We start from the raw sequence: 11595 nt of genomic DNA on the forward strand, positions 1-11595 counted from the left end.
ATGACGGACAGCACGCCGAGCAATCTGCAGGTGGCGCTGGGCCGCAAGGCCCCGATTTTCGGCGGCTGGGTCACCGGCCCCACGGCGCTGGGCCCCGAGGAATTCGCCCGCGCCGGTTACGACTACGTCGGCTTCGATGCCCAACACGGCTATCTCGACGACGCCGGCATAGCCAACATCCTGCGCCGCACCGAGCACCTGCCCGTCGGCACCGTGGTGCGCCTGCCCAACGCCGACGCCGCACCGATCGGGCGGGTGCTGGACGCCGGCGCGGACGCCGTCGTCATCGCGATGATCGAGTCGGCGGACCAGGCCGCCGCGGCGGTGGCCGCGACCCGGTACCCGCCGCGGGGGGTGCGCAGCTTCGGCCCGCTGCGCGCCAGCCTGGGGCACGATCCCGCCGCCCACGAGTCGCGCGTCAGCGTGTTCGCGATGATCGAGACCGCGGCGGCGCTATCCGGCATCCACGAGATCTGCGCCGTCGAGGGCCTCACCGGAATCTACGTCGGCCCGGCCGATCTGGCCATCTCGCTGGGCGCCGGGGTGGTCGGCGCCACCCGGCATCCGGAGGTGCTGGACGCGATCGTGCGCGTCCACCGGGCGGCGTCCGACGCGGGCCTGGTCACCGGCATCCACGCCGGGGACGGCAAGACGGGCCACGCCATGGCGCAGCTGGGATTCGGCATGATCACCCTGGCCGCCGAGTCGCAGGCGCTGCGCCGCGGGGCCGCCGAACACCTGCGCGAGGCGACGCAATGACCCACGACGACCACGCCGCGATCCGTGAGCTGCTCGCCGGCTACGCCCTGGCACTCGACGCCGGCGACGTCGAGGAGTGCGTGCAGCTGTTCGCGTCCGATGGCGAATTCCTGGTCTACGGCAGGACCTTTGCCGGTCGTGCCGACATCGCGGGCATGTTCCACGAGGCGGCCCGCGGCCTGCACCTGACCGGAAGCGCGCGCATCGAGGTCGACGGGCAGCGCGCCACCGCCCGATCGCAGGTGCTGTTCGTCCGCGCCGGCGACCTGCAACTGCGGCCCGCCCTCTACGACGACGAGCTGACCCGCATCGACGGGCGGTGGCGCTTCGCGCGGCGCCGTTGCCGCTTCGTCACGAGCGCCGGGCTGGCCAACAGCCCCGAGGTGAGCCCAGCATGAAGGAACGCGTCGCACTGGTGACCGGCGCCGCCGGCGGGCAGGGCTGGGCCATCGCGAAACGCCTGCGCGACAAGGGCTTCGCGGTGGCCGCCTGCGACCGCCGGGCCGACGAACTGCGCGCCACGGTCGGCGACGCGGGCGACGACGGAGTCATCGCCGTCCAACTCGACGTCACCTCGCCCGAGCAGTGGGACTCCGCCGTGACGGAGGCCGTCGGCCGGTTGGGTTCGCTGAGCACGCTGGTCAACTGCGCCGGCGTGCTGCACCGGGCACCGTTGAGCGAGGAGACGGCCGAAGGCTTCGAAAACGCCTGGCGCGTAAACTGTCTGGGCCCATTCCTGGGGATGCGCGCGGCGCTGCAACACCTGCGCGAGGCGCCGAACGCGTCGGTCGTCAACATCTGCAGCACCGGCGCCATCCGGCCCTTCCCGCAGCACGCCGCGTACGGGTCGTCGAAGTGGGCCCTGCGCGGGCTGACCCAGACCGTCGCGGCCGAACTCGCGCCCGCCGGCATCCGGGTCAACGCCGTCTTCCCCGGGCCCATCGCCACGACGATGCTCGACGAGGCCACCCAGACGCGGCTGGCCGCGGCGTCGATGTTCGGCCGGATCGGCGAGGCCGATGAGGTCGCCGACGCCGTCGCCTTCTTGGTCTCCGACGAGGCGTCGTTCATCACCGGCTCCGAACTGGTCATCGACGGTGGCCAATGCCTGCAGATCCAATGAGCGACATCTCGATCGGCATCATCGGCGCCGGCCCCGGTGGGCTGGCGCTGGGGATCATGCTGTCGCGCGCGGGCTTTGACAACTTCACCATCTTCGACCGCGAGGACGGGGTCGGGGGCACCTGGCGGATCAACACCTATCCGGGACTGGCCTGCGACGTCAAATCGCACCTCTACTCCTACTCGTTCGACCTGAACGCCGACTGGTCGAGGCTATGGTCGGGGCAGCCCGAGATCCTCGACTACTTCCAGCGCTGCGCCCACAAGTACGGATTGCGGCCGCACCTGCGGCTGCGCACCGAAATCAAGGCGGCGCAATGGCATTCGGACACCCAACAGTGGTTCCTGACCACCGCAGACGGCGACCAGCACCACTTCGACGTGGTGGTGTCGGCCGTCGGCCTGTTCACCCGGCCACTGCTGCCCGACCTCGTCGAACAAGAGCCGTTCACCGGGACCGTGATGCACTCGGCGCGCTGGGATCACTCGATCCCGTTGCAAGGCAAGCGGATCGCGGTGCTGGGCACCGGGTCGACGGCTTCCCAGCTGATCCCCGAGCTGGCCAAGGTCGCCGACACGGTGTACTCCGTGCAGCGCTCGCCGACCTGGATCTTGCCGAAGCCCGACCGGCACTACACGCCGCGGGAGCGCTGGGTGTTCGCGCACCTGCCGTTCGCCAAGAGGCTCTACCGGACCCGGCTGTGGCTGCGCAGCGAATCCAACATCGCGGTGATCGAGCACGGCAGCGAAAAGACCGAACAGTTCAAGGCCGTCGCGCTGGGGCTGCTGGAAAAGACCGTCGACGACGAGGACTTGCGCCGCAAGCTCACACCGGAACACCCGATGGGCTGCAAGCGGCTGGTGTTCTCCTCGGATTACCTGCCCGCGCTGACCCGGCCCAACGTCGAGGTGGTGACCAGCCCGGCGCGCTACCTGCGCAGGCGCTCCCTGGTCACCGAAGACGGCACCGAACGCGAGGTCGACGTGGTGGTCTGTGCCACCGGGTACGCCGCGGCCGACTACCTCGCCGAGCTGGACGTGTCCGGTGAACACGGAATCACCCTGCGGGACGTGTGGCGCGACGGGGCGCACGCCTACCTCGGCATGGCCGTGCCGGGCTTCCCCAACTTCTTCATGCTGTACGGTCCGAACACCAACGTCGGCTCCAACAGCGTCATCTTCATCCTCGAGGCGCAGGCGCGCTACATCGTGCGGGCGCTGAAGTATTTGCGGCGCCGGGGCAGGCGTTACATCGCGGTGCGACCCGCCGCGCTGGCCGACTTCGTCGCCAAGATCGATCGATGGATGGTGGGCACCGTCTGGACCACCCAGTGCAGCAACTACTTTCGGGCCCCCAACGGGCGGGTGGTCACCCAGTGGCCGCGCAGCGCCCGGGCCTTCTGGGGCATGACGCGCAGGTTCAGGCCGGCCGACTTCCGCTTCACCCCGCCCGCCGCCTCGGAGCCGGAGGTGTTCACCGTGCCCGAGCGGGGCGCCCGATGACCAAGCTGGACGGCGCCGACCGCCTCGATCCCGCACTGCGTGACGTCGCGACGACCCGGACCGACTTCTCGTTGGCCGCAATCGAACTCATCCGCACACCGTTCAACGAGCGCCGCCGCCTGGCCGCCGAGCAGACCGACGCACCCGGGATCCGGATCGGCGAGGACAACGCGGCCGGCGTGCGGGTGCGCATCTACCGCGGCGGGCCCGCCGACCGGGCACCGGTGGTGGTGTACTGCCACGCCGGCGGCTTCGCGCTGGGCAACCTGGACACCGATCATCGCCAGTGCGTCGAGCTTTCGCGTCGCGGCCGGTGCACGGTGGTTTCGGTGGACTACCGGCTGGCGCCCGAACACCCCTATCCCGCCGCGCTGCAGGACGCCGACACGGTCGTGCGGTGGGTCGCCGCAAACGCGGACACACTCGGCGTCGATCCGGCGCGGTTGGCGGTCGCCGGCAGCAGCGCCGGCGCCACCCTGGCCGCATGCCTGGCGCAGCGCGCCGCCGACGGGGCACTGCCGCCGGTGGCCTTCCAGTTGCTGCACCAACCGGTGCTCGACGACCGGGCCACCGGATCGAAGGCGGAATTTCGCACCAGCCCGGCGTTCGACGGCGAGGCCGCCGAGCTGATGTGGGGCTACTACCTGGGACCGGCGGCCGCATCGGCATCCACGGTGCCCGCGCGCCGAGGCGAATTTTCCGGGCTGCCACCGGCTTTGATCACCTGCGCCGAAATCGACCCGTTCCGCGACGAGGCGATCGACTACGCGCTGCGGTTGCTGCGCGCCGGAGTCTCGACCGAGCTGCACGTCTTCGCCCGCTCCTGCCACGGCTTCGATTCGCTGCTGCCCGAGTGGCCGGCCTCGCAACGGTTGTTCGCGCTGCAAGGTGATGCCCTGTCCAGCGCGTTACACGGCGACTAACTACCCGTCGAATCGGATCAGCTGCCGCACGGCCGTGCCGTCGGCCAGATTGTCCATCGCCGCGTTGATGTCCTCCAACGCGATCGTCGAGGACACCAGCGATTCCACCGGCAGCCGGCCCGCCTGCCACAACTCGACAAACCGGGGGATGTCGCGGCTGGGCACCGCCGAGCCGAGGTAACTGCCGATCAACGACCGGCCCTCGGCGACAAAACCCAACGGCGACACGCTGATTCGTGCCGACGGCGGCGGCAGCCCCACGGTGATGGTGCGCCCGCCGGGTGCGGTCAAGCCGATCGCGGTCTCCAGCGCGGCGGGATGGCCGACGGCCTCGACGACCACCGCCGCCTTAACCCCGGCCTCGGCGGCCTGCTGCGGTGTGTAGGTGTCGTGGGCGCCCAGGCGGCGGGCGGCGGCCAGCTTCTCCGGCAACTGGTCGACGGCGACCACCCGTACGTCGTCGTAGGTCAGCGCGGTGAGCAGCGCCGCCATCCCGACCCCGCCGAGCCCGACGACGGCGACCGCCTGGCCCGGCCGCGGATGCCCCACGTTCAGCACCGCGCCACCCCCGGTGAGCACTGCGCAGCCCAGCAGCGCCGCGACATCGGGCGGCACGTCGGACGGCACCGGGACCGCGCTGGCCCGATTGACCACCGCATGCGTCGCGAAACCCGAGACCCCGAGGTGGTGATACACCGGGTGCCCGGCCCGGCTGAGCCGAATGTCGCCGCCGAGCAAGGTGCCGGCGCCATTGGCCGCGCTGCCCGGTTCACACGGCGTCAGGCCCTGGGTCGCGCACGCCGCGCAATGACCGCACCGCGGCAGGAACACCAGCACGACCCGCTGGCCCACGGCCAGGTCGGCCCCGCCTGATAGCGCGCCGTCACCGATCTGTTCGACGATCCCGGCGGCCTCGTGGCCGAGCAGCATCGGCACCGGCCGCACCCGGTTGCCGTCGACCACCGACAGGTCGGAGTGGCAGATGCCGGCGGCCTCGATGCGGACCAGGACTTCGTCGCGGCCCGGGGGCGCGAGGTCGAGGTCGGTGATGGCGATCGGCCGCGACTGTGCGTAGGGCCGGGGTGACCCGATGTGCTCCAGGACCGCGCCCCGAATTCCGGACATGCTGGAATACAACCATGGCGTCGGCTTCCGTAGTTCCGCCCGCACCCGACGGGCTGACCAGCAACGACTTTCCGGTGCTGTGGCCGGTCGGGACCCGGTGGGCCGACAACGACATGTTCGGCCACCTCAACAACGCCGTGTACTACCAACTCTTCGACACCGCGATCAACGCCTGGATCAACACCAGCACCGGGCTGGACCCGCTCACCACGCCCGCGCTGGGCATCGTCGCCGAATCGGGCTGCCGCTACTTCTCCGAACTGCATTTCCCCCAGCACCTCGTGGTGGGCCTGGCCGTCGCCCGGCTGGGTCGCAGCAGCGTCACCTACCGGCTGGGCGTGTTCCGCGCCGAGAACGGGCCGGCGCAGGATCAGGCGCGGCCGATCACCGCGCTGGGGCACTGGGTGCACGTCTACGTCGACCGGGAAACCCGCAAATCCGCCCCCATTCCCGACGCCGTCCGCGCGCTGCTGGCGACGGCCACCGTAGACCAATAGGGGCCCGGTACGCCCCCGATATGCTTCGCGCATGCCCGTGATGAGCAAGACCGTCGAAGTGGACGCCGACGCCGCGTTGATCATGAAGATCGTCGGCGACTTCGAGGCCTACCCGCAGTGGAACGAGGAGATCAAGGGCCTCTGGGTGCTGGCCCGCTACGACGACGGGCGCCCCAGCCAGCTGCGGCTCGACACCGATTACCAAGGCATGCAGAGCATGTTCATCCAGGCCGTGTACTACCCGGGGGAAAACCAGATCCAGACCGTCCTGCAGCAGGGCGACCTGTTCACCAAGCAGGAACAGTTGTTCTCGGTGGTGTCGCTGGGCGCCTCGAGCCTGCTGACCGTGGACCTCGACGTCGAAACCTCGATGCCGGTCCCGGCGCCCATGGTGAAGCAACTCCTCAACAACGTGCTGGACCACCTGGCCGAAAGCCTCAAGCAGCGCGCCGAGCAGCTGGCCGAGAGCTAACCGCCGCGACAGCCCGTTCTCGCCGCGAGCGTAAGCCCACTGCGCAGAGGCGCCGCCGAATTCGCGCTGTCCTTACGCTCGCGACCGTCAGGAAGCGCTGCGACCCGATGACGCTGACCCGCTTCGCCCGGCTTCGCCGCGCTCGCGATCAGCGCTGAGCCCGGTGCGGTCGCGCATCTCGGTCAGCCGGGTCGCCGCATCGGTGAACTGCCACACGGTGTGCTCGATCACCGCGGCGGTGTCGCGCCGGCGCAGCGCGGCGATCAGCTTGCGGTGGTTGTCCACCGCGGCCTCACCCCACTGCGGGTCGGCCGCGTAGACCAGCACCGGCATGTAGCGCGCGGCGTTGAGCAGGAACCAGGCCAGCTTGATCCGGCCGCTCGCCTGGTTGAAGACGCGGTGGAACGCGAACTCGATGCCGGCGATGGTTTCGGCGTCGCCGGACCCGACGGCGGTGGCGAGCGAGTCGTTGATCCGGTCCAGCTCGTCGATCTCGGCGTCAGTGATGTGGTCAGTGGCCGCCGCCGCCAGCTCGCGGGCGATCGATGCCTGCAGCCAGAAGATGTCCTCGATGTCCTGGCGGGTCAACGGCAGCACGACGTGGCCACGGTGCGGTTCGAGCTGCACCATGCCCTCGCCGCGCAGCTTGAGCAGGGCTTCACGCACCGGGGTGACGCTGACCCCGAGCTGGGCCGCGGTCTCGTCGAGCCGGATGAACGTCCCCGGCCGCAGCGAGCCGGACATGATCGCCGCTCGCAGACGCCCGGCCACCTCGTCGGACAACTGCGCCCGGCGCAGCGGCCGCCGACTCCTCGGCTGCATGGACATCGGTGCGTTCACGGGGGCTGCCAGCGCTTTCGTGGGCTTGGCGGGACGGGGTTTAAGTTTTGACGGGTGTTAACGGGGTCTTGTCAGTGGATCGTCAACGCCATAGTGTGACCCACACAACACTAAGTTTTATCAAATATCAACCTGGCGCAAGCGGTGCGCGAGTGAAGGGAAGTGTTGAGTTTGACCGCGCAATTGGCGAACCATCCGACACAGGCGAACGAGCAGCCGTACCTGGCCCGGCGACAGAACTGGGTGAACCAACTGGAACGACACGCGCTGATGCAGCCGAACGCGACCGCGCTGCGGTTCCTGGGCAACAGCCTGTCGTGGGGTGACTTGCGCCGCCGGGTGGCGGCGCTGGCCGATGCGCTGAGCCGCCGGGGTGTCGGCTTCGGCGACCGGGTGATGATCCTGATGCTCAATCGCACCGAGTTCGTCGAATCGGTGCTGGCCGTCAACATGCTCGGCGCCATCGCAGTCCCGCTGAACTTCCGGCTCACCCCGGCCGAGATCGCCTTCCTGGTCCAGGACTGCGAGGCGCGGGTGATCATCACCGAACCCGTGCTCGCCCCGGTGGCCACCGGGGTCCGCGACATCGAGTCAATGCTGGCCACCGTCGTGGTGGCCGGCGGCCCGACCGACGACACGGCCAACGTGCTCGGCTACGAGGACCTGATCGACGAGCCCGGCCAGGAGCACCAACCCGTCGACATCCCCAACGACTCCCCGGCGTTGATCATGTACACCTCGGGCACCACCGGGCGGCCGAAGGGCGCCGTGCTGACCCACACCAATCTGACCGGCCAGACCATGACCGGGCTGTACACCAACGGCGCCGACATCAACAACGACGTCGGGTTCATCGGGGTGCCGTTCTTCCACATTGCGGGCATCGGCAACCTGCTGACCGGGGTGCTGCTGGGCATCCCGACGGTGATCTACCCGCTGGGGGCGTTCGAGCCCGGACAACTGCTCGACGTGCTCGCCGCGGAGAAGGTCACCGGAATCTTCCTGGTCCCCGCGCAATGGCAGGCGGTCTGCGCCGAACAACACGCGCGCCCGCGCGACCTGAAGTTGCGGGTGATCTCCTGGGGCGCCGCGCCGGCCCCCGACGCGCTGCTGCGGGAGATGTCGGCGAGGTTCCCCGGCGCCCAGATACTGGCCGCGTTCGGCCAGACCGAGATGTCGCCGGTGACCTGCATGCTGCTGGGCGAGGACGCCATTCGCAAACGCGGCTCGGTCGGCAAGGTGATCCCCACCGTGGCCGCCCGCGTCGTCGACGAAAACATGAACGACGTGCCGATCGGCGAGGTTGGTGAGATCGTTTACCGCGCACCAACTTTGATGAGCGGCTACTGGAACCACCCGCAGGCCACGGCGGAAGCGTTCGCTGGCGGCTGGTTCCACTCCGGCGACCTCGTCCGGATGGACCCCGACGGCTACGTGTGGGTGGTCGACCGCAAGAAGGACATGATCATCTCCGGTGGCGAGAACATCTACTGCGCCGAGGTGGAAAACGTCCTCGCCAGCCACCCCAGCATCGTCGAGGTTGCCGTCATCGGCCGTGCCCACGAGAAGTGGGGTGAGGTGCCGATCGCGGTCGCCGCTGTCGCGGGCGACAATCTAGCGCTCGAAGAGCTGGACGAGTTTTTGACCGAGCGGCTGGCGCGATACAAGCACCCCAAGGCGCTCGAGATCGTCGATGCGCTGCCGCGCAACCCGGCCGGTAAGGTGCTCAAGACTGAACTGCGGGTTCGCTACGGCGTCGGAGAAATCGACTAAATCCATTCTAGGGCAAGAGGTTTTAGGGACAGAAAGGACGGTTGACGGGACCTGTAACGTTTGCCAGCTGTTGGCGAAGGGTTAATTGTGCGGATGCGGTTCACACCTGATTGGCCATCGGGTACATTCCTGTGGTCTCCGTTACTACTTGCCAGTAGGGAGCCGATGGTCACACACGTTGAGTCGGGGCGAGGCGGGGGCATCCCCAGCCGCCTCGCGGCGAGGGGGAGAGGCGTGCTACATGATCCGCCGCGACGCCGGGAGGCGTGCGGTGATGGCGCGAGGGGGCAACGGTGACTTCAACGTCGACAAGTCGGCGGGGTCCCTACCTGGTTGGCTACGTTCGCGACCAACTAGAGACGCCCCTGACGCTCGTCGGGGGATTCTTCCGGATGTGCGTTCTCACCGGAAGGGCGCTGTTCCGCTGGCCCTTCCAATACCGCGAGTTCATCCAGCAGTGCTGGTTCATCATGCGGGTCGCGTTCCTGCCGACCATCATGGTGTCGATCCCGCTGACCGTGCTACTGATCTTCACTCTCAACGTCCTGCTCGCCCAGTTCGGTGCCGCTGACCTGTCCGGCGCCGGCGCCGCGATCGGCGCCGTCACCCAGCTCGGCCCGCTGACCACGGTGCTGGTAGTTGCCGGCGCCGGCTCGACCGCGATCTGCGCGGACCTGGGCGCCCGCACCATCCGCGAAGAGATCGACGCCATGGAGGTGCTCGGCATCGACCCGATCCACCGGCTGGTGGTCCCCCGCGTGGTGGCCGCCACCCTGGTCGCGACCCTGCTCAACGGCCTGGTGATCACCGTCGGCCTGGTCGGCGGCTACCTGTTCGGCGTCTATCTGCAGAACGTGTCGGGTGGCGCCTACCTGGCCACGCTGACCACCATCACCGGCTTACCCGAGGTCGTCATCGCGACGATCAAAGCCGCCGTCTTCGGGCTGATCGCCGGGCTGGTCGGTTGCTACCGCGGCCTGACCGTGCGCGGCGGCTCCAAGGGCCTGGGCACCGCCGTGAACGAGACGGTCGTGCTCTGTGTCGTCGCGCTCTACGCCGTCAACGTCGTGCTGACCACCATCGGTGTCCGGTTCGGGACGGGGCACTGACGTGTCGACTTCCGCCGTCTTTCGCGCCCGCTTCCCGCGGGCGGCAGAGAACCTCAACCGCTACGGCCTCGCCGCCGCTCGCGGTCTCGACGACATCGGTCAGATGGCGTGGTTCGGCGCCGTCGCCGTCGGGCACATCCCGCACGCGCTGCGCAACTACCGCAAGGAGACCCTGCGACTCATCGCCCAGATCGGCATGGGCACCGGCGCCATGGCGGTCATCGGTGGCACCGTCGCCATCGTCGGCTTCGTGACGCTGTCCGGTAGCTCGCTGGTCGCCATCCAGGGCTTCGCCTCGCTGGGCAACATCGGCGTCGAGGCGTTCACCGGGTTCTTCGCCGCGCTGATCAACGTGCGCATCGCCGCGCCTGTCGTCACCGGCATCGCCATGGCCGCCACGGTCGGTGCCGGCGCCACGGCGGAGCTGGGTGCCATGCGCATCAGCGAGGAGGTCGACGCCCTGGAAGTGATGGGCATCAAGTCGATCTCGTTCTTGGCCTCCACCCGCATCATGGCCGGGCTGGTCGTGATCATCCCCATCTACTCCATGGCGATCATCATGACTTTCCTGTCCCCGCAGATCACCACGACCGTGATCTACGGGCAGTCGAACGGCACCTACGAGCACTACTTCCGGACGTTCCTGCGCCCCGAGGACGTGTTCTGGTCGTTCCTGGAGGCCATCATCATCACGGCGGTCGTGATGATCACCCACTGCTTCTACGGTTATGAGGCCGGCGGCGGTCCGGTCGGCGTGGGTGAGGCCGTCGGTCGATCGATGCGTTTCTCGCTGGTGTCGGTGCAGGTTGTCGTCTTGGCCGCCGCGTTGGCGCTCTACGGCGTCAACCCCAACTTCGCGCTCACGGTGTAACCGCCATGACCCGACCGATTCAGACCAACGCCCCGCGGACCCCGCCGTACAAGCTGGCCGGCGTTGCGCTCCTGGTCGTCGCCGCGCTGGCGCTGGTCTTGATCTACGGGCAATTTCGGGGCAACTTCACCCCCAAGACGCAACTGACCATGCTGGCCGCGCGCGCCGGCCTGGTGATGGACCCGGGTTCGAAGGTCACCTACAACGGGGTGGAGATCGGCCGGGTGGGCTCGATCTCGGAGACGGTGCGCGACGGCAAGCCGGCCGCCAAGTTCACCCTCGAGGTGTATCCGCGCTATCTCAAGCTGATCCCGTCGAACGTCAACGCCGACATCAAGGCGACGACGGTGTTCGGTGGCAAGTACGTCTCGCTGACGACGCCGGCGAATCCGTCGCCGCAGAAGATCTCGACGCGCACGGTGATCGACGCGCGCTCGGTGACCACCGAGATCAACACGCTGTTCCAGACCATCACCTCGATCGCGGAGAAGGTGGATCCGGTCAAGCTGAATCTGACGCTGAGTGCGGCGGCGCAGTCGCTGTCGGGGCTGGGCGAGAAGTTCGGCCAGTCGGTGGTCAACGCCAACATCTTGCTCGATGA

The 11595-nt window shown here is 68.7% G+C and carries 13 protein-coding genes; 11 read left to right on the forward strand and 2 right to left on the reverse strand.

Annotation, left to right across the window (positions count from 1 at the left end; genetic code table 11):
• Genes DQP58_RS04375 through DQP58_RS04395 form a run of 5 tightly spaced genes read left to right on the forward strand, consistent with a single transcriptional unit; the run spans nucleotide 1 to nucleotide 4307 of the window.
• A complete protein-coding gene (locus DQP58_RS04375; RefSeq protein ID WP_112707272.1) occupies nucleotides 1–759 on the forward strand; it encodes an HpcH/HpaI aldolase family protein in 759 nt (252 codons plus the stop codon).
• Entirely contained in the window at nucleotides 756–1157 is a 402-nt protein-coding gene (locus tag DQP58_RS04380; RefSeq protein ID WP_112707273.1) for a nuclear transport factor 2 family protein, read from the forward strand. Before DQP58_RS04375 ends, DQP58_RS04380 begins: the two co-directional genes overlap by 4 nt.
• On the forward strand, nucleotides 1154–1882 hold the full coding sequence (locus tag DQP58_RS04385; protein ID WP_112707274.1) for an SDR family NAD(P)-dependent oxidoreductase: 729 nt from the start codon (nucleotides 1154–1156) through the stop codon (nucleotides 1880–1882). Before DQP58_RS04380 ends, DQP58_RS04385 begins: the two co-directional genes overlap by 4 nt.
• On the forward strand, nucleotides 1864–3384 hold the full coding sequence (locus DQP58_RS04390; RefSeq protein WP_112707275.1) for a flavin-containing monooxygenase: 1521 nt from the start codon (nucleotides 1864–1866) through the stop codon (nucleotides 3382–3384). Before DQP58_RS04385 ends, DQP58_RS04390 begins: the two co-directional genes overlap by 19 nt.
• Complete coding sequence (locus tag DQP58_RS04395) at nucleotides 3381–4307, forward strand: alpha/beta hydrolase (RefSeq protein WP_112707276.1); 927 nt, start codon at nucleotides 3381–3383, stop codon at nucleotides 4305–4307. The genes DQP58_RS04390 and DQP58_RS04395 overlap by 4 nt, the downstream gene beginning before the upstream one ends.
• Here the strand turns inward: DQP58_RS04395 and DQP58_RS04400 are convergent, their stop codons facing one another.
• Nucleotides 4308–5432: an alcohol dehydrogenase catalytic domain-containing protein gene (locus DQP58_RS04400; protein WP_112707291.1), complete on the reverse strand. Its 1125-nt coding sequence runs from the start codon at nucleotides 5430–5432 to the stop codon at nucleotides 4308–4310. It lies immediately after the preceding gene.
• Nucleotides 5433–5446: 14 nt separating this feature from the next.
• Between DQP58_RS04400 and DQP58_RS04405 the strand changes: the two genes are divergently transcribed.
• Nucleotides 5447–5929, forward strand: a complete 483-nt coding sequence (locus DQP58_RS04405; RefSeq protein WP_112707277.1) for an acyl-CoA thioesterase — start codon at nucleotides 5447–5449, stop codon at nucleotides 5927–5929.
• 31 nt (nucleotides 5930–5960) lie between these two features.
• Complete coding sequence (locus DQP58_RS04410) at nucleotides 5961–6401, forward strand: SRPBCC family protein (protein WP_112707278.1); 441 nt, start codon at nucleotides 5961–5963, stop codon at nucleotides 6399–6401.
• Between the two features lie 87 nt (nucleotides 6402–6488).
• Here DQP58_RS04410 and DQP58_RS04415 read toward each other — a convergent pair whose 3' ends face one another.
• A complete protein-coding gene (locus tag DQP58_RS04415) occupies nucleotides 6489–7229 on the reverse strand; it encodes a GntR family transcriptional regulator (protein WP_205869333.1) in 741 nt (246 codons plus the stop codon).
• A 183-nt stretch (nucleotides 7230–7412) separates the two neighbouring features.
• Here DQP58_RS04415 and fadD5 point away from each other — a divergent pair, with 183 nt between their 5' ends.
• From fadD5 to DQP58_RS04435, 4 genes are all read left to right on the forward strand, one after another.
• Entirely contained in the window at nucleotides 7413–9014 is a 1602-nt protein-coding gene (gene fadD5, locus DQP58_RS04420) for a fatty-acid--CoA ligase FadD5 (protein WP_112707292.1), read from the forward strand.
• Between the two features lie 293 nt (nucleotides 9015–9307).
• Nucleotides 9308–10123, forward strand: coding sequence for an MlaE family ABC transporter permease (locus DQP58_RS04425; RefSeq protein WP_112707279.1), 816 nt, complete (start codon nucleotides 9308–9310; stop codon nucleotides 10121–10123).
• Between the two features lies 1 nt (nucleotide 10124).
• Nucleotides 10125–10994 carry an MlaE family ABC transporter permease gene (locus DQP58_RS04430; protein WP_112707280.1) on the forward strand — a complete coding sequence of 290 codons (870 nt, stop codon included), beginning with the start codon at nucleotides 10125–10127 and terminating at the stop codon, nucleotides 10992–10994.
• A gap of 5 nt (nucleotides 10995–10999) precedes the next feature.
• On the forward strand, nucleotides 11000–11595 hold a 596-nt coding region (locus DQP58_RS04435; RefSeq protein ID WP_133259336.1), incomplete at its 3' end, for an MCE family protein.

Origin of the sequence: Mycobacterium colombiense (genome assembly GCF_003284975.1) — a bacterium.
In the GTDB taxonomy this organism is placed as follows: domain Bacteria; phylum Actinomycetota; class Actinomycetes; order Mycobacteriales; family Mycobacteriaceae; genus Mycobacterium; species Mycobacterium europaeum_A.

Coding starts and splice junctions, on each gene's coding strand:
- DQP58_RS04385 (WP_112707274.1), top strand. CDS start 1,154: ATGAAGGAACGCGTCGCACTGGTGACCGGCGCCGCCGGCGGGCAGGGC.
- DQP58_RS04405 (WP_112707277.1), top strand. CDS start 5,447: ATGGCGTCGGCTTCCGTAGTTCCGCCCGCACCCGACGGGCTGACCAGC.
- DQP58_RS04375 (WP_112707272.1), top strand. CDS start 1: ATGACGGACAGCACGCCGAGCAATCTGCAGGTGGCGCTGGGCCGCAAG.
- DQP58_RS04380 (WP_112707273.1), top strand. CDS start 756: ATGACCCACGACGACCACGCCGCGATCCGTGAGCTGCTCGCCGGCTAC.
- DQP58_RS04410 (WP_112707278.1), top strand. CDS start 5,961: ATGCCCGTGATGAGCAAGACCGTCGAAGTGGACGCCGACGCCGCGTTG.
- DQP58_RS04415 (WP_205869333.1), bottom strand. CDS start 7,229: ATGTCCATGCAGCCGAGGAGTCGGCGGCCGCTGCGCCGGGCGCAGTTG.
- DQP58_RS04395 (WP_112707276.1), top strand. CDS start 3,381: ATGACCAAGCTGGACGGCGCCGACCGCCTCGATCCCGCACTGCGTGAC.
- DQP58_RS04400 (WP_112707291.1), bottom strand. CDS start 5,432: ATGTCCGGAATTCGGGGCGCGGTCCTGGAGCACATCGGGTCACCCCGG.
- DQP58_RS04390 (WP_112707275.1), top strand. CDS start 1,864: ATGCCTGCAGATCCAATGAGCGACATCTCGATCGGCATCATCGGCGCC.